Genomic DNA, 25,412 nt, shown 5'->3' on the forward strand with positions numbered 1-25,412 from the left:
AGTTACCTACCACTCACGAGGACGCTGCATATCAGTTCCAGCACCGAAGCTTCCTCGGTGCGGATGAACATGTGCCCTCCAGAAAAAAGATGGCATGCGTACGCACTCCGTGTGTGGTCACGCCAGCCCTCAAGAACGGACGCGGGCACGAGCGTGTCGTCGCGAGCGCCCATGATGGTCACGGGGATGTCGAGTGGGGCCTCGGGCATGGGTCGCCAGGCGTCCACGAGCGCGAGATCCGCGCGCAGGGCCGGCAGCGCGAGCTGCATGTATTCCGCGTTGTCCAGCACCCCTTCAGGCGTCCCACCCATGCTGCGCATCCATGCGATCAAGTCCGTGTCGGACAATCGCCGGGGAGGGGGGGAGTCGCTCTCAGGCGGCGGTGGCTCGCAGCCTGAGAGGATGAGATGCATCGGAGCGGCGTCACCGTGGCGACGTAGCCACCGGCAAAACTCGAACGCAAGTACTGCTCCCATGCTGTGTCCAAAGAACACGAACGGGACGCCCTGATACGGCAAGAATGCGCCCCGCAGCGCCTGGAACAGAGGCTCCAGCCGATCCACCGCAGGCTCCCGAAGCCGTGGCCCGCGGCCCGGTAACTGCAGAGCGACGACCTCCACGTCCGGCGGTACTCGGCTCGCCCACCCGCGGTACACGTTCGCGCCCGCTCCCGCGTAAGGAAAGCAGAACAATCGTATCCGGGGCGCCACCCGCGGGTGCGCGGCCCAGAACCAGGAGGTCATCGCCCGTGTTCCCGTCGGTCCTCGCTCATCGACCCTCAGGAGGCGGATTGAGTGTCGGCTGTGCGGCCTTGATGGACTGGATCATTTCCTGCTGCACCTGCTCCCGCACGGCGCTCCCTAGCAGTTCCTCTGCATTCGCCTGCTCGAGCCAGGAGCCGAGCTCGCGTAGCTTCGCGCCGAGCTCGCGCATCAGATCGGCTGACGGCCCTGTGCCTTTCCAGGCCCTGGCCACCGGGCTGCGCCACGGCAGCTCGTGCATCAGCGGCGTATGCTTAAGGATGAACTGCAACACGTCCGACCAGATGGGCACTTGCGCTTGCACGACCCAGTGCAGCGAATCCTCGACGGTGTCGGTTTCGTGCCAATAACCGCGAGGAAGGAACATCACCGAGCCCGGCTGCATATCGACCGTGAGCGCATCCTCAGGGATATCTTGGGGGAGCGGGCCCTGAATTTGCTTGCGCAGGGTTGCGTTCGGCTCGCTGCCGACGAAGTAATTGTCCGAGGGGTAAGCCACGTGCTTGTTCGGTGCGATGCGCCAGCGCTTGTGGCCGCGCACCTGCACCATGAAGTTCTCCTGTGCATCGAAATGCGCGCGCGAGCCTGCCCCCGGCCGCGAAGCGAAAGCGGTCATGACGACCCCCCCAGGCGGAAGGTTCAGCTCCTCGGCCAGCGCCACTTTCCAGGCGTTGAACGCAGGCGAATCCACGTCGTAGACGTACAGCGTAAAACCAATTTGGTAGAGATGGTATGCCTCCTCGATGGAGGGGTTTTCTACGCTGAAGAACTGGGTGGACGAGCGATAATCTGCGCGACGGTAGGTGTGGCCGTGCTCAAGCAGCGCCCGCACATCCTCGGCGGCGGAGATGTCTGCAAAGCCGGTCAGTCGCTCGATCGGACCGTGGACCACCACGTGCCGGTCGGGCCAGCATTGATCGAGGAACGTGCGGGGATCATCGATCTGCAGCAGGGTACGCAGGCCAGGTGAGAACGTGCTTGTCATGATGGTCACTAGGTGGCAAGGGTGGCGCGCTCGGTTCCGTCGGCGCCAGGCAGACCCCAGCCGTCACCGATCAAGCGGGAAAGGAACGTGATGGCATCAATTTCCTGGGGAGTGAGCTCCGGGTGCCACACGTCCAGCAGAAGGCAGGTACGAGTCCGGTCGCTATGGTTCCAGGCCTCGTGGAGAAAGGTGTCGTCGAACATGAGGCACCGGCCCTCCTGCCAGGTGCGCGTTTCTGTGCCTACCTTGATGCCGCAATCAGGTGGGATGTCGAGGCCCAGGTGCACGGTGAGCTTGAGGTTGCTGTCGTCGTGATGCGGAGGCAGCGAGACGCCCGGTCGGAGCGTGGAGAAGAAGGCCTCGCCGGTGGAGGTCAGGTAGGGCTCGATTTCCTCGAGTACGGCGTAGGTGGCCGGACAGAACTCCCGCGTGGCCTCGATCATCTGGCCGTCGTGGCGCAGCGTAAACGAGGCCCATGCGTCCTGCTGCAGCGGGTGGAACTTGGCCAGTGCATACTCGCCGTCGATGTAGGGCGCCCAGGGCTCGGAGCGGCCCTGGAGCGCCTTCAGTTCATGGCGTATAGAAGGAAAGGCCTCCTCCAGCGCTCTCGTGAGCCGCCCGGTCGTCTCGTAGGAGGCCGGGTCGTACCAGGCCTTTGATGGCAGGCCAGGAAAGAAGATGAACGAGGGGCGTTGCAAGGGGTGGCCGTAGGTCGGTTCTTTAAGGCCGACGGCGATCTCGCAGCATTCCACGACGCGCGCCATCGCTTGCTCACCGTGACGGGCCAGAAGTTCCTCGAGTGCCTTCTGCACGCCCTCTCGCACCTCGGCAGCGGTGAGCCGTTGCTGCCGCTGCACGTCCAAAGCTTTTTTCGAAGGAGTGTGTTGGTTCATAGGACTGCTTGTCCTCTTACTACAGCAACGCACTTTTGTCACTTGCATCCAGAGAGGATGTGCTAATAGGCTCGAAGCATGCCTACACTTGAACTGTACGGCTACTCCTCAGAGGAAGCCGAGCGCACGGTGGCCATGGCACGTGCTTTGCTTTTCGATCTTCCGTTTCGTAACGATATCGTCTTTGTGCTGCAAGGCCCCACACAGGTTATTGCCTGGGATGGGTCCCATCGACCATTTGTGAGAATTCTTACGCGGAGTCGAGAGCGTGCCGATATGATCAAGGCGCGATTGACGCGGGAATGTGATCTCGAAGTGGTATTCATCGATTTCATCCCTCGCACCACGAATTGAACTCAACGCTACCTACCATCTGGGGATGGAGCCCCATCCATGCTGCGCGTCGATTCCCTTGAACCTCGTCTCATCGAGGCCCTGCAGCCCATCCGTGGGTTTGCTTTCGCCACCACGTTGTACCATTTCTTCGAGACTGGCCTCTTCGATTGCCTCCGCGACTCCGAGCTCGCTCTGGGCGAGCTGGCCGAGCGACACGGGATGGATCCCGCGCGGCTGGAGGCGCTTCTCTCGTTCCTGCAGAACGAGGGCATACTGAAGCAACACGAAGGCCGCTACGGATTGACCGCGCGGGGGCTGGGCCTCGAGGATTTTCGTGGCTGGTACACCATGCTCGTAGGTGGCTACGGGCAGACGTTTCTCCAAATGGGCGAGCGGTTGCAGCGAGGAAGCCCGCCGGCCACGCGGGATGCCGCACGGGTGGGCGTGGGGAGCTGCGCCATCAGCTATTTCGACGCTATCCCGCTCACGCGCTCGCTCATGGCTCGGATCCCGGGCAATCCGAACCGCCTCTTGGATCTCGGATGCGGGAATGCGCTCTACCTGGCGGAGTTCTGCACAGCGCTGCCGCAGGTCGAGGCGTGGGGCGTGGAGCCAGACCCCGAGGGCTACCAGGCCGCCGTCCGCGTGGTACGCAGTCGCGGGCTGGAGTCGCGCATCCGGCTCACCTGCAGCACCGCGCTGGACTTCTTCCGCGTCGTTGACACAACGTACCGGCCCGATTTCATTGTACTGGGCTTCGTGCTGCATGAACTGCTCGGCCAGGGTGGCGAAGCGGCAGTGCTCGAGTTGCTGAGGGGCGCCACCGAGCGCTTCCAGGGCGTGCACCTGATCGTCATCGAGGTCGACCAGCAGATGAAGAACCCGCGCGTCATGCGGCACGGGCTGGCCATGGCCTACTACAATGCCTACTACCTGCTGCATCCCTTCACCCAGCAGCGGCTGGAGACACGGGCGTTCTGGGACGATCTGTTCGCGCGCGCCGGGCTGGAAGTGCTGGCACGCCAGGATGTGGACCCAAGCGTGGACTCGACAGGGCTGGAGGTCGGGTATCTACTGCGCAAGAAATCGTGAATATGAACCGCGCAAATGCAGCGCGCCCGCGCTGCTCCGGCGTCGTCTCTGGCGATTCACCGCTCTCCACGCTGCAGCAAAGGCTGCTGTACATGGAGCGGTTCCCCGAGCGACGTTTCGTGAACATCGTCGAGAATGTACCGCAGTGGCCCAGCGTCGAGGGGGCGCCTGATTCCGCATGGCGGTACGTCCACAACTATGCCCCCTCGCGCGGGCAGCGCGATCTGCTGGAGCGCATCGCCGCGCGAGAGTCTCGGAGGCGCGAGAACGACGTCACGCTTGAGCAGATCCTGGTCACCAACGGAGCTCTGCATGCGCTCGCCATGATCTTTCGCCAGCACCAGCAGCCCGGTGCAGTGGCGCTTTGTCAGGCCCCGGTGCTAGGAGCGGTCCCCGAAATGCTGCGCAGCTATGGCTACCGCCCGGTCTTCTTCAAGTCGCTAGACGGCCGAGTGGACATCGCAGCATTGCGGCGCCTGCATTCCTCCGACGTTCGCATGATTTACCTCAACACGCCGCTCAATCCCAGCGGCGACATCCTTGCACCCGATACGCTCGAACAGCTGTGCGCTCTCGCGCACGAGCTGGGGGCCATCCTGGTGGCCGACATGGTCTACGACAGCTATGCGTTCGATCATGCGCGCGTGACGTCGCCGCAGGACCTTGGCGTGAGCTGGAAGAATGTATACGTCGTCAACTCGATGTCGAAGAACTTCGGCTCACCTGGGCTGCGCGTCGGCTGGCTCGTCTCGACGCCGGAGAACGTGCACGCGCTGCTGCGCGTCTTGGAGCTCGAGAACATCTCCGTTTGCGGATTGTCCCAGGCCATCGCGAGCGATCTCTTGGACCGGGGCAATGCCGTGCTGGTAGAGGCGGTCCGCGCGGGCCGGCAAATGCTCAGCGAGCGGCTGCCGCAGATCGCGGGTATCCGCTTCGACGTGCCTGCAGGAGGCACGCAGATCTTCGCAGAGCTGCCGGTCACGGACGTGGAAGAGTTCTGCGACTTCGCTCTGGCGGAGCTGGGACTCTGCCTGGTCTCCGCCTCCAATTACGAGGGCGTGCAAGGGGCCTTCGTGCGGCTGCCCATGGGTGCGCCGCCCGGCACGCTCGAGAATGCACTCGCGCTGCTGGGCGCAGGCCTTGATGCCTACCGCGAACGGACTCCCCTGCCGTAACGAACCATAGCAATCGATATGTTCCTTCCCGAAGTGGATACCCTTGTGGACCTGCTGCGCGAGCGAGCCGCTCACAAGCCCGATGCGCTCGCGCTGCGCTTCCTTGATGACGGAGAAATCGAGGGCGCCGCCTTCACCTACGGCGGTCTCGACGAGGCTGCCCGGGCCGTGGCCGCCACACTGCAGGAGGCTGGGCTCGCGGGAAAGCCCGTGCTGCTCCTCTTCCCCCCGGGGCTGGACTACGTCGCGGCGTTCTTCGGCTGCCTCTACGCGGGCTCCATCGCCGTGCCAGCGTATCCACCGGATCCGACACGCCTGAGCCGCTCGCTGCCGCGGCTCTCGACGATTGCACGCGATGCTGGCGCGAACGCGGTGTTGACCACGCAGGCGGTGCTCGCCCTGGCCACGTTCGCCTTCGAGCAGGCGCCCGAGCTTTCGAGGCTGCAATGGATGGCGACCGATACCATCCGTCGTGACCGCGCGAGTGCGTGGCGACCGCCGCGCATCGACGGGGAATCGGTGGCCTTCCTCCAATATACGTCGGGATCCACCGGAACGCCCAAAGGTGTGGTCCTGACCTACCGGAACATACTGCACAATCAGCTGCTCATCCAGCAGGGCTTCTGCCACGATGAGCAGAGCATCGTGGTCGGCTGGTTGCCGCTTTACCACGACATGGGGCTCATCGGGAACGTGCTGCAGCCCCTGTACATGGGAATTCCGTGCATCCTCATGTCGCCCCTCGCTTGCCTGGCGCGACCGGTGCGCTGGCTACAGGCCATCACCCGCTACCGGGCGACCACCAGTGGCGGACCCAACTTCGCCTACGAGTTATGCGTACGCAAGGTGAGCGAGGCAGAAAAGGCCGCGCTCGACCTGAGCTCCTGGCAAGTGGCCTTCAATGGCGCCGAGCCTGTCCGCCCGGAGACGATCGAGCAGTTCAGCGCCGCATTCGCAGCATGCGGCTTCCGCCGCGAGGCCTTCTACCCCTGTTATGGCCTCGCCGAGGCAACCCTCATCGTCACCGGCAGCCAGCGCGGCCAGGGCATGGTGGTGGAGCGGATCGACCGCCAGGCGCTGGCGGAGGGCCGCATGGTGCTCGCTGCCGGCGAGGAGGGGACGCTGCGCCTCGTGTCATCGGGTCGGCCGCTCGGAGACCAGCGCGTGCTCATCGCCCATCCGGAGACGTGCGCCCCGTGCGCCCCCGGCGAGGTGGGGGAGATCTGGGTCGCCGGCTCGAGCGTGACCTCGGGCTACTGGAACCAGCCCGAGGAATCGATCCGCACGTGCCGGGCGAAGCTCTCGGGCGTCGAGGGATTGGCCTGGCTGCGCACGGGGGATCTGGGGGTGTTGCACGATGGCGAACTCTTCGTCACCGGCAGGGCCAAGGACCTCATCATCATCCGGGGGCGCAACCTCTACCCGCAGGACCTGGAGCGCACGATGGAGCGCAGCCACGCAGCGGCCCGCATGGGCTGCGGCGCGGCGTTCTCCGTGGAGGTGGAGCACGAAGAGCGGCTGGTCTTGGTCCAGGAACTGGACGCTCGGCGGTCCGCGGACCCCGAGGAGGTCGTAGCGAGCATCCGCCAGGCGGTAGCCGAGGAGCACGAGGTCGCCGTGCATGCCGTCGTGCTGCTGCCGGCGGGCAGCATCTCCAAGACCTCCAGCGGGAAGATCCAGCGCCGCGCGTGCCGCGAGGATTACCTCTCCGGCCGGCTATCGACGCTCCACACGTGGCAGCAGCCTGCGAGCGCGGCGCCCACGGGCAGCCCGGAGGTGGACCCGCTGGCGGCGCTGGCGGCGAGGCATCTGCAGCTGCGCGCGGAGGAGATCTCGCGCGACGTGCCGCTCACCCGCTACGGTCTGGATTCGCTCGTGGCGCTGGAGCTCGCGCTGGAGCTCGAGCAAACTCTCGGCGCACCTGTATCGCCGGCCCAGTTACTCCAGGGGAGCACGCTTCACGAGCTGGCCGAGCTGCCCAGCTCGCACACTGCTCCCGGCCGCCTGCCGCCCGTGGAAAGCGCTTCCCACGCCGGCGCCGACGGCGTCCATCCGCTCTCGCCGGGACAGCAGGCGCTCTGGTTCTTGCATCAGCTGGATCCCGAAGGTGCGGTGTGCAACGTCGCGAGCGCGATTCGCATACACGGTGCGTTGCAGACGCAGGCGTTCGAGCGCGCGCTGAACACGCTCGTGCAACGGCACGCGGCGCTGCGGACCACATTCGCCGTCCATGAAGGGCGGCCCGTGCAGGTGGTGCACCAGCAAGCAACCCTGTGCCTGCAGCGGCATGACGCATCGGCATGGACGCAGGAGCAACTGCAGGAAACGCTCGCGGAGGAGGCGCATCGGTCCTTCGACTTGGAGCGCGGTCCGCTGCTGCGGTTTCACCTGCTGGAGCGCACGGTCTCCGAGCGCCTGTTGCTGCTTGTGGCCCACCACCTCATCACCGACCTGTGGTCCATCGGCGTGCTGCTGGAGGAGCTGGGGGCGCTCTACACCGAGTACACGGGAGGACCGCCTGCAAAGCTCGCGGCCCCGGCGGTCGAGCCTGCGGACGTGGCGCGGTGGCAGCAGAGGCTCGTCGACAGCCCGGAGGGCGAGCGTCTGTTCGCCTGGTGGCGCGAGCAGCTCGCAGGAGACCTGCATCCGCTGGACCTCTACACGGATTTCCCGCGCCCTTCCCTGCAAACCTTCCGTGGGGCGGTCGAGCATGCCACGCTGCCCGCTTCGCTGGTGTGCAGGTTACGCGAGGTAGCTGAATGCGAGAGCGCGACGCAGTACACTGTGCTGCTGGCGGCCTGGCAGCTTCTGCTGCACCGCTACACGGGCCAAGACGATCTGGTGGTGGGCACCTCCATGGTCGGCCGTGTGCGTCCGGAGCTGAGGCGCACGGTGGGCTACCTCGTGAGTCCGGTGCCACTGCGCGCCCGTTTGGGCCAAAACCCGCGGTTTACCGAGCACCTCAAGGACGTACGCGAGCGAGTGCTCGGCGCCATCGAGCACCAAGTCTACCCCTTCCCCCTGCTCGTCGAGCGCATGCAGCCTCGGCGGGATCCGAGCCGCTCGCCGATCTTTCAAGCGTACTTCGTCCTGCAGGATATGCCCACGCTGGGTGGAGGCGGCCTGCAGGGTCTTGCGCTTGGTGCCCCCGGAGCGTCCGTCTCGCTGGGATCGTTGCAGCTCGAGTCTTACCCGCTGCAACGCCGTTCGGCGCAGTTCGAACTACAGCTCTCCATGGCAAGCGTAGAGGAGGGGCTCGCGATTTCGCTCGAGTACAATCGCGATCTTTTCGCCGCCTCGACGGTGCGTCGCATGGTGGCCCATCTACGCACGCTGCTGGAGGGCATTGCCGCTGATCCGCGCAAGCGCATCGGGGACTTGCCGCTGCTGACGCCCGAGGAGCTCCAGCGCTTGGTGCGCTGCGAGGTGCCGACCTTGCCTCCACCGCGGTGCCTGCACGTACGCTTCGAGGAGCAGTGCCGCACGCGGCCCGAATCGCGCGCCCTGACCCACGGCGACACGCATTGGACGTATGCCGAGCTCAACGCCCGCGCCAACCGATTGGCCCACCGGCTGCGCAAGCTCGGCGTGGGCGTCGAGAGCCGGGTCGGCCTGTGCCTGGAGCGATCCCCCGATCAGGTCGCCGCCGTGCTCGGCATCCTCAAAGCGGGCGGCGCTTACGTGCCCATGGACCCTGCCTATCCTCGCGAGCGTCTTGCCTTCCTGCTGGCGAATTCGCGTGTGTCGGTGATCGTGACAATGGAGCACCTCGTCTCGGCGCTGCCGCTGCCCGAGGAGGGCGGCCCGACCCTGCTATGCGTCGACAGAGACGCAGAGGGACTGGCTCGGGAGGACGAGTCGAATCCCCAAGCAGCAGCGGATGTAGATAACCTCGCCTACATCATTTATACCTCTGGGTCCACCGGCCGGCCCAAGGGAACGCTCATCGCCCACCGGCAGGTGACACGGCTGATCGACGCCACCGATACCAGCTATCGCTTCGGCCCCGAGGACGTGTGGCCACTGTTTCATTCGATCTCTTTCGACGTGTCCGTCTGGGAGATGTGGGGTGCGCTGCTCTATGGCGGCCGGCTCATCATCATTCCATCGACGACCACCCGCTCCCCCGAGGAACTGCACGCACTGCTCGCGCGTGAGCGCGTCACCGTGCTCAACCAGACGCCCTCGGCGTTCCAGCCGCTGCTACGTTTCCACGAGTTCTGTCCCGAGCCGCTCGCGCTGCGCGCCATCATCTTCGCCGGCGAACCGCTCCAGTTCGAGAGCCTGCAACCCTGGTTCGCCCGATATGGCGACCGACACCCGCGCCTCGTGAACATGTACGGCATCACGGAGACGACCGTGCATGTCACCTATCACCCGGTGACGCTGCAGGATCTGAAAGCGCGTGGGAACCGAATTGGCCTGCCCATGCAGGATATGGAGATCTTGCTGCTGGACGGCTACATGCAGCCAGTGCCAGAGGGGCAGGTCGGGGAGATCTACGTGGGTGGCCCTGGCCTTGCGCGTGGCTACCACGATCGACCGGCGCTCACCGCCGAGCGCTTCGTGCCCCACCCGCTCACCTCGCACCCCGGGGAGCGGCTCTACAAATCGGGGGACAGAGCGCGGCGGGCGCCGGATGGAGGCCTGGAGTATCTGGGCCGGCAGGATCATCAGGTGAAGGTGCGCGGCTTCCGCGTGGAGCTTGGTGAGATCGAGGCCGAACTGCGCCGCCAACCGGAGGTGCGGGAGGCCGCGGTAATCGCGCGCCCCGATGCCAGCGGTAACAAGCAGCTTCTCGCTTATTACGTCACCCACCCTGACCAGACGCTGGACGCGGCGGCGCTGCGGATGCGGCTTTCGCTCACGCTACCGGAGTACATGGTGCCGCAAGCGCTCATGTCACTGGCGGCATTGCCCCTGACCACCAACGGCAAGCTGGACGCCAGGGCGCTGCCCGTGCCGGAAGCAGCCTCCCCGGGCCACATCACCCCGCCCAACACGGACCTGGAGCGCTCGCTGGCCGAGCTATGGCAAGGGCTCCTGGGAGTGCCGCAAGTGGGCCTCGAATCCAACTTCTTCGAGCTCGGTGGCCACTCGCTGCTCGCCGCCGAGCTGACGGCCCGGGTACGCACGCAGCTCGGCGCAGCCGTGGGCGTTCAGGCCGTGTTCGAATCTCCCACGCTGGCGGTCTTTGCCAGCCGCGTGGAGACGGCCCTTCTTGCGGGCCGCGCCCCGGTACTGGCCCTGCCCCGCCTGAACCGCGAGGGCCCGCTGCCCCTATCGCTCGCCCAGCGGGCTCTCTGGTTCCTGGAGCGCCTCCAGCCAGGCAGCGGCGCCTACCACATGCCTGCTGCCATTCACCTGGAAGGGGAGCTGCATTCGGAGACGTTGCGGCGCGCGTTCGAGGAGGTGGTGCGCCGCCACGAGGCGTTACGGACGACGTTCCTCCTGGTCGACGACGAACCCGTGGCGCTACCAGCCGCGCCGCCGACGCTGGACTTGCCGGTGGAGGACCTACGCCATATCCCCGAACCCGAGCGTCGCGCCGCAGTCGAACGCCTGGCCGCCGAGACGAGCGCCATTCCGTTCGACCTCGAACGCGGGCCGCTGCTGCGCCTGCGGTTGTTGCGGCTGGCGACGCACGAGCACGTGCTGCTCGTCGTGCTGCACCATCTGGTAGCCGATGGCCGCTCCATTCCCTTGCTCCTCCGGGAGCTGTCCATAATTTACGGCGCTCTCCACCGCGGTGCACCCATACCGCTACCAGAGCTGCGAGCGCAGTATGCGGATTATTGGGCATGGCGGCGCCGAGAGCTGGAGCAGGGGCCGCTGGAGGGGCAAATCGCCTACTGGCGAACACGGCTGGCCGGCCCGGTCCCCGCCCTGGACCTGCCCACGGCCGGACCCCGACCGCCGGTACAGACATTCCGTGGCGCACACCTAGCCTTCCACGTGCCCGCGCGCGTGCTGGAGAGCCTGCAGGCGCTCGCGCGCGCCGAGAACGCTACCCTGTTCATGGTGCTGACGGCTGCCTTCCTGGCCCTGCTGCATCGCTACACGGGCCAGGAAGACCTGTCGCTGGGGACCCCGGTAGGGCTACGCAATCATCCGGAGGCCGAGCCGCTCATCGGCTTCTTCGTGAACACCGTCGTTCTACGAACCGACCTTGCGGGCGATCCAAATTTCCAGGAACTGTTGCGGCGCGTGCGCGATAACGCGGTGCGTGCGTTCTCCCACGCCGATGTCCCCTTCGATCGGCTCGTGGCCGAGCTCCAGCCCAGGCGTGATCCAAGCCGCCCCCCGCTCTTCCAGGCGCTGATCTCCGTGGACCTGGAGCCCCCGCGACGCTTCGATCTTGCGGGCCTGCCGGCGCGCCTGCTCCCCTTCGAGCGTGGGGTGGCGCAATTCGACCTGGTGCTGGACCTGGCCGTCGAGCCGGTCGGGCTGGAGGGCGTGTTCGAGTACAATACCGACCTGTTCGACGCGACGGCCATGGGCCGGCTCGCGCAGCACTTCCAGGTGCTGCTCGAAGGCGCGGCCGCACGGCCCGAGCTGCGGCTGAGCGTGTTGCCGCTGCTCACGGCGCAAGAGCAGCAGGACATCTTGGTGGCATGGAACGCCACCCAGATGGAGCCGCCCGCCGAAACCTGCCTGCACGAAATGTTCGAAACGCAGGTCCGGCGCACGCCTCACGCGACGGCCCTGGCGTCTGGCGAGGCGCGGCTCACGTACGCACAGCTCGACGAGCGAGCAAACCAGCTCGCATGGCACCTGCGCCGGCTGGGCGTGGGGCCCGAGGTGCGTGTAGGCGTCTGCCTGCATCGCTCGCCGGAGATGCTGGTAGGCATGCTGGGTACGCTCAAGGCAGGCGGCGCGTATGTCCCTCTGGATGCGGAGTACCCGCGCGCTCGTCTGGAATACCTGCTCCAGGACGCGCAGGTTCAAATCCTGCTCACCCAGGAGGAGCTCAAGCCCCTGCTGCCCGCATTCCCCGGCCGCGTCCTGTGCCTGGACTCCGATTGGCATCTCGTGACGAACGAGACCACCAGCAAGCCGCCTTGCGGCGCGTTGGCGGACAACCTCGCCTACATCATCTACACTTCCGGGTCGACCGGCGCGCCCAAGGCGGTGATGACCACGCACCGCTCCGTCTGCAACTACTTGCACGCAATGCAGACGGCCTTCCCCTTGGGCCCCGAGGACCGGGCGTTGCAGCTGAACGCCATCAGTTTCGATGCCTCTGTCTCGGAGATCTTCACTCCGCTCATCGCTGGCGCTGAGCTCGTGCTCACGCGAGCTGGCGATCAGCGCGAGCCTGCCCGGCTGGTGCAGCACATCGTCGAGGGGCGTATCACGACCATCCAGCTCGTGCCCTCGCTCCTGCAATTCTTGCTGCAGGAGCCGGGTTTCCCCGCGTGCACCAGCCTCCGGCGCGTCTACTGCGGCGGCGAGGCCATGCCCGTGGGGTTGCAGGACGGGCTGCTTGGTACGCTGGAGGTGCAGCTCATCAATCTGTACGGTCCGACCGAGGCCACCATCGATCCGGCCTATCTGGTTTGCCGCCGTGGCACGCCGCAAAAGATCGTCCCCGTGGGGCGGCCGAATCGCAACATGCAGCTTTACGTGCTGGATCGGGCCATGCAGCCGGTCCCCGTGGGTGTGCCGGGCGAGGCGTACTTCGGCGGTATCGGCCTTTCTCGCGGTTACCTGAATGCCCCGGCGCTGACCGCCGAGCGCTTCGTGCCACACCCCTTCAGCAGCGAGCCCGGCGCGCGGCTCTACCGCTCGGGAGACTTGGTGCGCTTCCTGGAGGACGGCACTGTGGAGTTCCTCGGGCGCCTGGATCATCAGGTGAAGGTGCGCGGCTTCCGCGTGGAGCCAGGTGAGATCGAGGCCGCGCTGCGGCAGCACCCGGACGTGAAGGATGCGGTGGTGCTGGCGCGGGAGGACCTGCCGGGTCGCAAGGATCTGGTGGCATACGTCGTCGCCTCGGAGGGCCGTTCACCCTCGGTCGTAGCGCTACGCGAGAGCCTGGAGTCCGCCCTGCCCGCGCACATGGTGCCTGCCTTCATCTCGGTGCTGGAAACCTTTCCGCTCACCCCCAATGGCAAGGTCGATCGCCCGGCCCTGCCCGCTCCGCAGCGTATCGCCACCTCGCGCGCCAGGGCGCCGCGCACGCCGACGGAGCAGGTGCTGGCCAGCATCTTCGCCGAGGTGCTGGCGATACCGCGCGTGGAGCCGCACGATAACTTCTTCGAGCTGGGCGGCCATTCGCTGCTGGCCTCGCAGGTCACCTCGCGCCTGGGTCAGGTGCTGGGCATGGAGGTGCCGCTGCGCGCGATCTTCGAGCACCCCACCTTCGCCGATCTTGCGGGCTGGATCGATCAGACGCGGGCTGGAAGCGCACCGGATTCGACGCCGCCGCTCGTACGCGTCGAACGCGGGGCCCCGTTGCACCTGTCCTTCGCGCAGGAGCGGCTGTGGGTGCTCGACCAGCTCCAGCCGGGGACCGCCGTCTACAATGTGCCGGCAGCCCTGCGCCTGGAGGGCGAGCTATCCGAGGCCACGCTGCGCGACGCGCTGGAGGCATTGGTCGGCCGCCATGAGGTCCTGCGCACGCGCTACGTCCTCGTCCATGGCGGCCCCATGCAAGTCGTGGAGCCACCCGGCCCCTTGCCCTGGCTGGTGGAGGACCTGCGCGGCCTGCCCGAACCCGAGCAGGAACAACGACTGCAAGCCCTCATCGCCGCGGAGGCGAAGCGCCCGTTCGATCTGAGTCAGGCGCCGCTGTTCCGCACGCTGTTGGTGCGGCTCGCTCCACGGTCGCATCTGCTCACGGTGACAGTGCACCACATCGCCTCGGACGGCTGGTCCGTGGGCATCTTCCTGCGCGAGCTGGTCGCGCTTTACGAGGCATCTCTGGCCGGTCGGCCCTCGCCGCTGCCAACACTGGAGCTGCAATACGCGGATTATGCAGCATGGCAGCGAACGTGGCTGCAAGACGGCGTGCTCGAGCGACAGGTGGCCTTCTGGCGCCAGCAACTTGCCGGAGCCCCCGAGGCGCTGGAGTTGCCCACGGATCAACCGCGCGCAGCCGTGCAATCGGTACGCGGCGGGCGCGTTCCGGTGCGGCTCTCCCCCGAGCTGACGGCGGCGCTGCGCAGCCTGGGACGCCGCGAGCGCACCACCCTCTTCATGACGCTGCTGGGCGGTTTCCAGGCGCTCCTGTCCCGCTACACGGGCGCAGAGGACGTGGTGGTGGGCTCTCCCGTGGCTGGCCGCGGCCGGCTGGAGACCGAAGAAGTCGTCGGATTCTTTGTCAACACGCTGGCGATGCGCACCGACCTGTCCGGCCACCCGACCACGCGGGAGCTCCTGGCGCGTGTGCGCGAAACGACGCTCAGCGCCTACGCGCACCAGGACGTGCCCTTCGAGAAACTCGTGGACATGCTGGGGGTCACACGCGACGCGAGCCGCCCGCCGCTCGTCCAGGCCCTCTTCGTCCTGCAGGAAGCCCTCCCGCCGACGTCGCAGCTAGGCCCCGTGCACATGACAATCCTCGAACTGCCAACGGATACGGCCAAGTTCGAGCTGCTCCTCAACCTTCACGAGGAGGACGCGGGGCTGAGCGGGTGGCTGGAATACAATAGAGATCTCTTCTCGGCGGCCACCATGGTGCGTCTCCTGGTGCACTTCGAGCAGCTTCTTTGGGGCATGGCCAGGGCGCCCGAGCAGCGCGTGCATGAGCTGCCGCTTCTCTCGGCGCAGGAGCGCGACCAGGTGCTGGTCGAGTGGAATGCGCCCAGCACGCATACCCCGGACGACCGCTGCCTGCACGAGCTCTTCGAGGCCCAGGTGGAGCGCACGCCGGATGCCGTGGCGCTCGTGGATGATTCGCGGACGCTCACCTACCGGCAGTTGAACGAGGAGGCCAATCAGCTCGCGCACCACCTGCGCCAGGCGGGGGTGGGCCCCGAGGTGGTGGTGGGCGTGTGCATGGAGCGCACCGCGGACATGGTGGTGGCATTGATGTCGGTGTTGAAGGCGGGCGGCGCCTACCTCCCGCTGGACCCGAGCTACCCTGCCTCCCGCCTGGCATTCATGCTGGATGATGCGGCCCCGCGTGTGCTCCTGACGCAGGACGCCGTGGCCGCGCGCGCACCGTCGACAGGGAGCCTGCGCACGATACGCGTGGATGCCATCCGCCAGCTCCTCGTTCGTGAGCCGGCGACGACTCCTGGCGGAGGCGCCTCCCCGCGCAACCTCGCCTATCTCATCTACACCTCCGGCTCTACCGGCCGCCCCAAGGGCGTCGCTATCGAGCACCGTAGCGCCACCACGCTCTGCACCTGGGCACGCGACGCATTCTCACGCGAGGCGCTGGCCGGCGTTCTCACCGCGACCTCCATATGTTTTGACCTGTCCATCTTCGAGCTGTTCGTCCCCCTGAGCGTGGGTGGCAAGGTGCTGCTGGCCGACAATGTCCTACGGCTACCCACGTTGCGCGCTGCGGCCGACGTCACCCTCCTCAACACAGTGCCCTCGGCCATCACCGAGCTGCTGCGCGTGGACGGGCTGCCCGCGGGCCTTCGGGCCGTGAACCTGGCTGGCGAGCCGCTGAAGAACGAGATCGTGCAGGAGCTCTACGCGCGCGGCGTGCCCGACGTCTTCGATCTCTACGGGCCCTCCGAGACGACCACGTACTCGACCTGGACGCGTCGCACGGGCGAAGGCACGCCCACGGTGGGCCGACCCATCCTGCACACGCAGGTATACCTGCTCGACGATTTTGGCCATCCGGTGCCGATCGGCGTGCCCGGGGAAGTCTATATCGGTGGCAGGGGGGTGGCGCGAGGCTACCTGCACCGCCCGGGGCTGACGGCCGAGCGTTTTGTGCCGGATCCGTTCTCCGCCATGCCGGGCGCGCGCATGTACCGCACAGGGGATCTGGCGCGCTATCTGCCGGACGGGCAGCTCCAGTTCCTGGGCCGCAAGGACCAGCAGGTGAAGATCCGGGGCTACCGTATCGAGCTCGGCGAGGTGGAGACGGCCCTGCGCCAGCATCCCGCCGTGCGCGAGGCGGCGGTGGTGGCGAAGGACGATGGGTTGGGGCATTCGCGGCTCGTGGCCTACCTGGTAGCTACGGAGCCGCAGGATCCTTCTGGCCAAGCGCGGCTCATCGCGGAGGTTCGTGGCACCCTGCGCAGCCAGCTCCCCGAGTACATGATGCCCTCGTTCTTCGTGGGGCTCGCGGGGCTGCCGCGCACCCCCAACGGCAAGCTGGATCGCCGTGCCCTGCCCGCGCCTTCAGCGGTGGAGCCTGCGCTGGCCGATTCGCTGCCGCTGGAGGGCGAGCTCGAGCAAGCCATCGCGGCCATCTGGCGACAGGTTCTGCAGACGACGCGGATCGGGCGCGACGACAATTTCTTTGACCTGGGCGGCAACTCGCTGCTGGCCATGCGCGTGTACGCCGAGCTGCGCGAGCAGCTGCATATCGATCTCCCCGCGGTAGCCCTGTTTCAATACCCCACCGTGGGGGCGCTGGCCGACCACCTTGGGCAGCGGCCGGTGACGGGGGGCAAAGCCAAGCTGGAGGAGCGCGAGGATCAGCAGCGTCAGGGCCTCCGTCGCCTGGAGCGGTTGAGGACCAAGAAAACGTGGTGAGTCCCCCATGACGGATCAGCATAACGACTTCGCCACCGAAGGCGTCGCTATCATTGGTCTTTCGCTGCACTTTCCCGGGGCGCGCAGCGCCGAACAGTTCTGGGAAAACCTTCATAAGGGTGTGGAGTCCATCTCCGTCTGGAAGGAGGAGGAGCTGCTGCGCGCGGGCGTGGATGCGCAGATGCTCCGTGATCCGAACTACGTACCCGCCGCGGGCATGATCGATGGTGTCGCCAGCTTCGACGCGGAGTTCTTCGATTGCACGCCACGCGAGGCAGAGCTGATGGACCCCCAGCACCGGCACTTCCTCGAGTGCGCCTGGGAGGCGCTGGAGGATGCCGGCTGCGATCCGAGCCGCTACCCCGGTCGGATCGGCGTCTTCGCCGGTGCGGGCACGAGCGGCTACCTGCTCAATATTCAGGCCGCCTACGGCCTGCCGCCCGAGCAGATCCTGCAGCTCTCGATGGGGAGCTTCAGCGACTATCTGACGACGCGCCTCTCCTACAAGCTCGATCTACGTGGCCCCAGCATGGCGGTGCAGACGGCCTGCTCGACTTCACTGGTCGCGGTGCATCTGGCCTGTCTGCATCTGCTCGCGGGGCAATGTGAAGTAGCGCTCGCCGGGGGCGTCACGCTGCGCGCAGCCGAGGCAGGTGGATACCTCTACCAGGAGGGGGGCATCTTCTCACCGGACGGGCATTGCCGCCCCTTCGACGCACGTGCCCGCGGCACGGTGGAAGGCAATGGCGTGGGCGTCGTGGTGCTCAAGCGGCTCGAGGACGCGCTCGCCGACGGAGATCCCATCCGCGCCGTCATTCGAGGCACTGCCATCAACAATGACGGGGCGCAGAAGGCAGGTTTCACCGCCCCCAGCGTGCAGGGCCAATCCGAGGTCATCGCGCTGGCGCAGGCGATGGCGGAGGTGGATCCGGAGACCATCACGTACATCGAAGCCCACGGCACCGGGACGCCCCTGGGGGATCCCATCGAAGTCGCTGCCATCTGCCAAGCGTTCCAGCGCCGCACCCAGGCGAAAGGCTTTTGCGCGCTCGGATCGGTGAAGGGCAACCTGGGTCACCTGGACGCGGCTGCCGGCGTAGCAGGCCTCATCAAGACGGTGCTCGCGCTCCAGCACCGGCAGCTCCCGCCCACCCTGCACCTCGAATTTCCAAATCCAAACATCGATTTCGAGCGTTCACCGCTACGGCTGCAGACCGCGCTCACGGAATGGCGTACCCCGGGCTTTCCTCGCCGCGCCGGAGTGAGCTCTTTCGGCATCGGCGGCACCAATGCGCACGTCGTGCTGGAGGAGGCGCCCCCGCTGCCTCGTGAGCCAGCGCTCCCGGCTCGACCGTGGCTCCTGGTGCTCTCGGCGCGCTCCACGTCCGCGCTGGAGCGAATGAGCCACCGCCTGGCAGAGTACATACACCACCACGAGCTGGATCTCGCAGGAGTGTCCCACACGCTCATGGCAGGACGCCGGCTCTTTCCACACCGCCGCGCGCTCGTGTGCCAGGACCTCACGGAGGCGGTGGCCGCGCTCGAGGGCGCGGCGCCACACCGAGTGTACACCACGGTGCAGGAGTCCACCCGCCGCGAGGTGGTCTTTCTGTTTCCTGGGCAGGGCGCGCAGCGCGTGAACATGGCGCGCGGCCTGTACGAGCAGGAGCCCGTCTTCCGCCAGCAGGTGGATCGCTGCGCCGAGCTGCTACGGCTGCATCTGGACGGCATGGACCTGCGCGCCACGGTGTTCCCCGAACCTGCGCGCCGCGAGCAAGCCGAGGCGGAACTTCTCCAGACGCGGCTGGCCCAGCCGGCGCTTTTCACGATCGAGGTTGCCCTGGCGGATTTGCTGGAGCGCTGGGGCGTGCGGCCGGCCGCGATGATCGGCCATAGCCTGGGAGAGTACGTCGCTGCGTATCGCGCGGGGGTGTTCAGCCTGGAGGACGCGCTGCGGATGGTGGCCATGCGCGGCGCGCTGATGCAGCGGCTTCCGACGGGCGGCATGCTCTCGGTGCAGCTGCCCGCGCACGAGCTCGAGCCGCTGCTCGGCCCGCAGCTATCGCTGGCCGCAGTGAACGGCCCCTCGCTGAGCGTAGCGGCTGGCCCTCACGAGGCCCTGGACCAGCTTCGGGAGCAGCTTGCCGCGTGCGGCGTGCACAGCACGCTGCTGCGCACGTCACATGCATTCCACTCGTGGATGGTAGAGCCGGCCCTGGCGCCCTTTGCCGCCGAGCTCCGCCGTCTTCGCCTGCGCCCGCCCACGGTGCCCTTCATCTCCAACCTCAGCGGCACATGGATTCGCCCGGAGGATGCCACCGACCCGCACTACTGGACCCGCCACCTGCGCGAAACGGTGCGCTTCGGCGATGGATTAAGACAACTCTTCCAGCAGCCCGACCGGGTCCTGCTGGAGGTCGGACCTGGCAACGCCCTCTCTACCCTTGCCCTCCGCCACCCCGAGCGTCCGTCCACGCAGCCGGTCGTATCGCTGATGTCCCTGCGGCATTCGAGCACGACAGACCTGCACGTCGCCACGGAGGCGCTCGGCAGGCTTTGGGCCGAGGGCGTGCCGGTGGATCCGGTTGGCTATCACGGAGGTGCCCCGCCGCGTCGCGTCTCGTTACCCACGTATCCCTTCGAACGCCGCCGCTACTGGATCGATCCGCCGCGCGGACCGCGTATCGCCCCACCTGCCGCGGCACGGCCAGAGCCCGAAGATCACGCCTCAGGGCCACGAGACCCCTCGGGATGTGCGCGACCTCCGCTAGAGGTGCCTTACGTCGCGCCGCGCACCGCGATCGAACGCCGCGTAGCCGACATCTGGCGCGAGTGCTTCGGTTATGCCGAGATCGGCGTGGACGACGACCTGTTTGCCCTCGGCGGCGACTCGTTGTTGGCCACGCAGCTCCTGGCCCGCCTGCGCGAGACCATGGCCCCTGCGCTATCGATGCGAGAGCTCTTCGACACGCCCACCATCGCGGGCATCGCACGCCGAATCTCAACCAACAGCGAACCTGCGGCGCCGAACGCGGAGCCCGAGGAAAGCCCGCGCGGACAGGATACCCATCCGCTCTCCTTCGCGCAGCAACGTCTCTGGGTGATCGAGCAGCTCCTGCCGATGACCGCTGCCCACCATCTGTCGCAATGTGTCCTTCTGCGCGGGCCGCTGAACAGCGATGCGCTCTCGCGGGCCCTGGAGGAGGTCGCCCGTCGTCACGAGGTGCTGCGTACCACTTTCCACATCGTGGAGGGCGAGCCCGTGCAGCACGTGACCGCACCGTCACCGGTCTCGTTCCGTCGGCTCGATTTGCGCGACCGGCCCGAGCGTGAGATCCTCGCCCGGGAGCACGCATTCGAGGAGAGTCTGGCACCGTTTGACCTCGAAAGAGGTCCGCTCTTCCGGGCGCTTCTCATCTTGCTATCCGCAACGGAACATCTGCTGATGCTCACGATGCACCACCTGGTGGCGGACGGCTGGTCCATGGGTGTGCTGCTCAACGAGCTCACGACCCACTACATGGCGCTCTTGCAGACGGGTCGCGTAGCTGCGCTTCCTGCGCTGCCCCTGCAGTACGGAGACTACGCCCGCCGCCAGCGCGCCTGGTTGAAAGGGCCGGTGCTCGAGGCCCAGCTCGCATGGTGGCGGCAGCAGCTCGCCGGCCGGCGACCGCTCGATTTACTCACGGATCGGCCCCGACCTGCCACGCAGAGTCTCCGCGGCGCCATGCACACCTTCGCCTTTTCCGAGGAGCAGACCCACGAGGTGGAGGCCTTCAGCCGCAGCCAGGGGCTCACGCCCTTCATGACGTTCCTGTCGGCATTCTCCGTGCTACTCGGCCGGTACGCACGCCAAAAGGACGTGACCGTGGGCACTCCCGTGGCGGGCCGCAGCCGCACCGAGCTGGAGGGTATCATCGGCATGTTCGTGAATACCCTCGTGCTGCCCGTCGACCTCTCGGGCCGCCCCACCGGCAGCGAGCTCCTGCGTAAAGTGCGCGAAATCACGCTCGGGGCCCAAGCTCACCAGGACGTCCCCTTCGAAAAGCTCGTTGCCGCCCTGGAGCCTCAGCGTGATCTGAGCCGCACGCCGCTCTTTCAAGTGATGTTCTCCCTCGAGGCGGGCACGCTGGAGCGGACGAGAGTGGGCGACCTGGAGCTCGAGCGCGTGCCACTCGCCGGGCGCACGGCGCAATTCGATCTCACCCTGGTGCTTACCCGCCATGCACGAGGTTACAGCGGGGCATTCGAATATTGCGCAGATCTATTCGAGCCAGCCACCGTGGCCGCGCTCGCCCGGCGCTTCACCCAGACGACGATGGCTCTGATCCGAGAGCCGGACGTGCCCGTCGACGAACTGCCACTGATCGCCGCGGACGAACGACCGCTCCTGCTGGAGGGCTGCCGGGGCATATCGATGCCCACACCGACGAGCCCCCTGCCGGCCCTGCTCGCCGCACGCGCCGAGCAGCACCTGGCATCGATGGCGATCGAGCATGGCGCGCGCACGCTCCGCTACGGCGAGTTGTGGAGCCAGGTTCATCAGCTTGCCCAGCGGCTACGTGGACTCGGGGTCACCCGTGAGGTTGTCGTCAGCCTGTGCCTCGAGCGCTCGCCAGAGTTTGTTGTGGCAGCGCTCGCCACCCTCGCTACAGGGGGCTGCTACCTGCCGCTCGACCCCGCCTATCCTGACGCCCGGCTGGAGCTGCTGCTGGAGGACGCCAACGCGTCCGTGCTCATCACGCACACGGCCCTGAGCAAGCGGTTCGCGACGCAGAGGCTCCGCACCGTGCATATCGATGCCGCGGAGGAGGTGGTGGCAGAAGCGCTCGCCAACGAGCCTGCGCCGCCCCGGCTGGAGCAACCCCTGGCCGAACAAGCGGCCTATATTATCTATACTTCGGGCTCTACCGGCACGCCCAAGGGTGTCGTCGTCCCGCACGGGGCTCTGCTCAACCATGCCCAAGCCATGGTGATGCATTATGGCCTGGGGCCCAGCGATCGCGTACTTCAATTTGCATCGTTCGCCTTCGACGTGGCCATCGAGGAGCTGTATCCTTCGCTGCTCGCAGGCGCGACGGTGGTGCTGTGGCCGGATCGGCTCAGCGCCCCCATCCCCGAGTTCGTGCGCTTTCTGGCACGCGAGCGGATCACCGTGGCCAACCTCCCCGCGCCCTACTGGCATGCGTGGGTCGAGGCCCTCGTGCGGGATCCTGCATGCGCTCCCCCGCCGTCGCTGCGGCTCGTGATCGCTGGCAGCCAGGCTGTATCCGCCACGAAGCTCGCCGCGTGGCGCGAGCTTGCACCGGACGTGCGCTGGATGAACGCTTATGGCCCCACCGAGGCCACCATCACCGCCACCTTGCATGAGCCCCCTGCAGGGCCTCGTGAGCCGCAGGCGAACGTCCCCATCGGCCGCCCCATCGCCAACGTCGAGCTCTACGTACTGGACGACCAGCTCCGCCTCGTACCGCCTGGAATCGCAGGCGAGATCTTCCTGGGTGGCGAGGGATTGGCCCGCGGCTACCGTCGACGTCCGGACGCGACGGCGGCGGCCTTTCTGCCCCATCCCTTTTCGCGTACGCCGGGCGCGCGGCTTTATCGGACGGGCGACCGAGGCCGCTACCGGCACGATGGGCAGGTCGAATTCCTGGGGCGCATGGACCGGCAGGTGAAGGTGCGCGGCTTCCGCGTGGAGCTCGCGGAAGTGGAGCTCGCCCTGGGGCAGCTGGCCGGGGTGGCCGAGGCGGCCGTATTGTACCGTGAGGGCCCTGGGGGCGATGGTCGATTGGAAGCCTTCGTCGAGCCGGTGGCTTCCGAACCGCTCACCGAGCAGGTGCTGCGCGAACGGGTCCGGATGTACTTGCCGTCGCACCTCGTGCCCGCTGTCCTCAACGTGCTCGAGCAGATGCCACGCACGCCGGGCGGCAAGCCAGACCGGCAGGCGCTGCTTTCGCTCCCGCCAAGGGAACAGGACCCCAATGCCCAGGTGGAGCCGGACGGCGCTGTCGAGCGGGCGCTCGCCCGGATCTGGGGCGAGGTTCTCGGGGTGCAGCATGCCGGGCTTCACGATGACTTCTTCCTCGTGGGAGGCGATTCGCTGTTAGCCATCCGGCTGGTGGCACGTGCCCGCGAGCAGGGCTTCCAGCTCTCCGTGAGGGACGTCTTCGAGCGCCCCACGATCGCCGCGCTTGCAGCGCACATTGGGCAGCGCGCGCTGGTGGCCACGACCGAGGCGCCGACGGGCCCCGACTTCCCGCTGGCGCCCGGACAGCAGCGATTCTTCGAGCATCCGCACGAAAACCTGCACCACTGGAACCGCGCACTCCTGGTGGAGGTCGAGGAGGAACTGGACGCTGAACCGCTCCGCGAGGCGGTACGTCAGGTGGAACGGCACCACGAGGCGCTTCGATTGCGCTTCCACCGTAATGCGGATGGCATGCGCCAGAGCCCGGTCGAGACCGCCGAGCAGATCCCCTTCTCCCGGAGCGATCTCTCCGCGACACCGACCGCGGAGCTCGGGAGCGCCATCGAAGCGGCGGCAGCGCGGGAGCAGACAACCCTGCACCTCGAGCACGGGCCGCTATGGAAGGTGACGCTCATGGAACTGGGCCCGAGCCATGGCCAGCGCCTGCTCGTGATCGCCCACTTTCTGGTGGCGGATGCCTTCTCGTGGACGCTGCTGCTGGAGGATCTGCAGGCAGCATATCGCTGGATCCGCCGAGGTGAGCCTGTACGGCTGCCGCTGACCACAGTCCCCTTTTATGCATGGGCTGAGCAGATCATGGCCTACAGCGAAAGCGCGCAAGCTCGGCACGAGCTCGAGTATTGGCGGGAGGAGCTCGGCGGACCGGTGGCGGCCCTGCCGCTCGATACTCCGTCTGGCGCCAACACGGAGGCTTCGCTGCGCGTGGTGTATGCGCGGCTCTTCAACGCGGACGCGCGCATCCTGGTGCACGATCTGCCCGCAACGCTACAGGTGGACGTGGAGTCCGTGCTCTTGTGGGCGCTGGCACGGGTGCTTTGCGCCTGCACGGACGGAGCGCCGGTCCTTGTCGACCTGGGGCGCCATGGCCGACAGGCCTCGTTGACGGGGCTGGAGGTATCTCGCACGATCGGTTGCTTTACGAGCGATAGCCCCTTCCGCCTGGAGCTGCCCGAGGGGGACACGTTCGAGTCCCTCCGCGCCCTGGACGCACGGCGGCAGCGCATGCCACATCGCGGCTTTGGCTACGGCTTACTTCGCTACCTCTGCCAGGACCAGGAGGTGGCGCGGGAAGCGCGCGCCCTACCTTGCGCTACCGTGAGCTTCGATTACCTCGGCGCGCAGCCCCCCGTCGCAACGGCCGGCTTCAAGCTGGCGCTCGAATCCAGCGGCCCGGATCGCTGCCCCGTCTCACCGCGCACGCATCAGCTCCAGATCATCGTCGCTGCGCAGGCCGAGACAGGTCTGGAAATACAATGGCGCTACAGCGAGGCCCTGCATCGGCGTATTACGATAGAAAAGCTGGCCGAGCGCTACTGCACCGTGCTAGGGGATCTGGCCAGTCAATTTCGCGAGTCTTATGTCCTCGCCACAAATGGAACACCACAATGAAAATTGAGCTCGTCGAAGACGATGCGGCCCTTCATGATTGGGTCGACGTTGTGAACACTGCGGACGTGTGGGGAATACCCTCGTTCGAGGACGCACGTTATCTGCGCGGCCTCGACGCAGCTCGACGGGATTATGTGTTGCGGCTGGATGGTCAGGCGGTGGGTGCCGCCTTCGTCCGGCCTCCTGGCGGCGGAAGTCAGGAGCCGTGCGGGGTGGCGAGCATCTGGGTGCGGCCCGGGCACCGGCGCCGAGGCGTAGGCTCGGCCATGCACCGCGAGCTTTCCGAGCACGCGCGCCGGCTCGGGTTACACGAGCTCGAGATCGAGGCCCAAGAGAGTGTAGCGGATGCCTGCGCTTACTTGGAGCGGCGCGGCTACAAGGAAGTGGGACGCCACGCTGAGCTGGTACTGGAGCTTGATTCCGTAGCCATGCCGGAGATCCGGCCGCCCGCCGGCATCACCATCGTCACCCGGGCGGAGCGGCCCGACCTGTTACCCGACATGTACCGAGTGGCGCTGGAAGCCATTCCCGACATGCCGGTGGACGAAGCGGATGAAGTGGGCTCCTTCGAGGAATGGCTCGCCACGGACATGGACAGGCCTATCCACACGCATGACCTGACGTTCATCGCTTTACATGGCGAGGAGGCGGTGGGTTACGCTGTGCTACAACGTGGCCGAGATGGGGTGGCGTTCCACAGCCTCACGGGCGTGCGGCGTGCATGGCGCGGGCGGGGCATTGCCAGCGCGCTCAAGCGTGCACAAGTGGCAGGCGCGAAGCAAGCTGGCTTCCGGCGTCTGGTGACGGAGAACATCGTTGGGAACGCCCCGATCCGGCACCTCAACGAGTTGATGGGCTACAAGCCCTACGCGGGCGCCATCATCTTCCGCGGTCCGCTCCTGTAAT

Annotated in this window: 9 protein-coding genes; 6 read left to right on the plus strand and 3 right to left on the minus strand. The window is 66.9% G+C overall.

What is annotated here, in order from left to right; translation table 11 throughout:
• Nucleotides 1–2: 2 nt before the first annotated feature.
• The 3 genes from POL67_RS50705 to POL67_RS50715 are packed head-to-tail and all read right to left on the minus strand — an operon-like array spanning nt 3 to nt 2,639.
• Nucleotides 3–743 (minus strand): thioesterase II family protein, encoded by a 741-nt coding sequence (locus tag POL67_RS50705; RefSeq protein ID WP_271929856.1) that lies wholly within the window; start codon nt 741–743, stop codon nt 3–5.
• 25 nt (nt 744–768) lie between these two features.
• Nucleotides 769–1,746: a JmjC domain-containing protein gene (locus POL67_RS50710; protein WP_271929859.1), complete on the minus strand. Its 978-nt coding sequence runs from the start codon at nt 1,744–1,746 to the stop codon at nt 769–771.
• An 8-nt stretch (nt 1,747–1,754) separates the two neighbouring features.
• Entirely contained in the window at nt 1,755–2,639 is an 885-nt protein-coding gene (locus POL67_RS50715) for an aspartyl/asparaginyl beta-hydroxylase domain-containing protein (protein WP_271929861.1), read from the minus strand.
• A gap of 78 nt (nt 2,640–2,717) precedes the next feature.
• On the opposite strand from POL67_RS50715, the gene POL67_RS50720 reads away from it, so the two are divergent.
• The 6 genes from POL67_RS50720 to POL67_RS50745 are packed head-to-tail and all read left to right on the plus strand — an operon-like array spanning nt 2,718 to nt 25,411.
• Nucleotides 2,718–2,993 carry a hypothetical protein gene (locus POL67_RS50720; protein WP_271929863.1) on the plus strand — a complete coding sequence of 92 codons (276 nt, stop codon included), beginning with the start codon at nt 2,718–2,720 and terminating at the stop codon, nt 2,991–2,993.
• 39 nt (nt 2,994–3,032) lie between these two features.
• Nucleotides 3,033–4,067, plus strand: a complete 1,035-nt coding sequence (locus tag POL67_RS50725; protein ID WP_271929865.1) for a 2-ketoarginine methyltransferase — start codon at nt 3,033–3,035, stop codon at nt 4,065–4,067.
• A gap of 2 nt (nt 4,068–4,069) precedes the next feature.
• Nucleotides 4,070–5,242: a beta-methylarginine biosynthesis bifunctional aminotransferase gene (locus POL67_RS50730; RefSeq protein ID WP_271929868.1), complete on the plus strand. Its 1,173-nt coding sequence runs from the start codon at nt 4,070–4,072 to the stop codon at nt 5,240–5,242.
• An 18-nt stretch (nt 5,243–5,260) separates the two neighbouring features.
• Nucleotides 5,261–16,909: a non-ribosomal peptide synthetase gene (locus POL67_RS50735; RefSeq protein ID WP_271929871.1), complete on the plus strand. Its 11,649-nt coding sequence runs from the start codon at nt 5,261–5,263 to the stop codon at nt 16,907–16,909.
• A gap of 7 nt (nt 16,910–16,916) precedes the next feature.
• A complete protein-coding gene (locus POL67_RS50740; protein WP_271929873.1) occupies nt 16,917–24,506 on the plus strand; it encodes a non-ribosomal peptide synthetase/type I polyketide synthase in 7,590 nt (2,529 codons plus the stop codon).
• Nucleotides 24,503–25,411 carry a GNAT family N-acetyltransferase gene (locus tag POL67_RS50745; RefSeq protein WP_271929876.1) on the plus strand — a complete coding sequence of 303 codons (909 nt, stop codon included), beginning with the start codon at nt 24,503–24,505 and terminating at the stop codon, nt 25,409–25,411. The genes POL67_RS50740 and POL67_RS50745 overlap by 4 nt, the downstream gene beginning before the upstream one ends.
• The last annotated feature ends 1 nt before the right edge of the window (nt 25,412 follow it).

Source organism: Polyangium mundeleinium, from assembly GCF_028369105.1.
GTDB lineage: Bacteria > Myxococcota_A > Polyangia > Polyangiales > Polyangiaceae > Polyangium > Polyangium mundeleinium.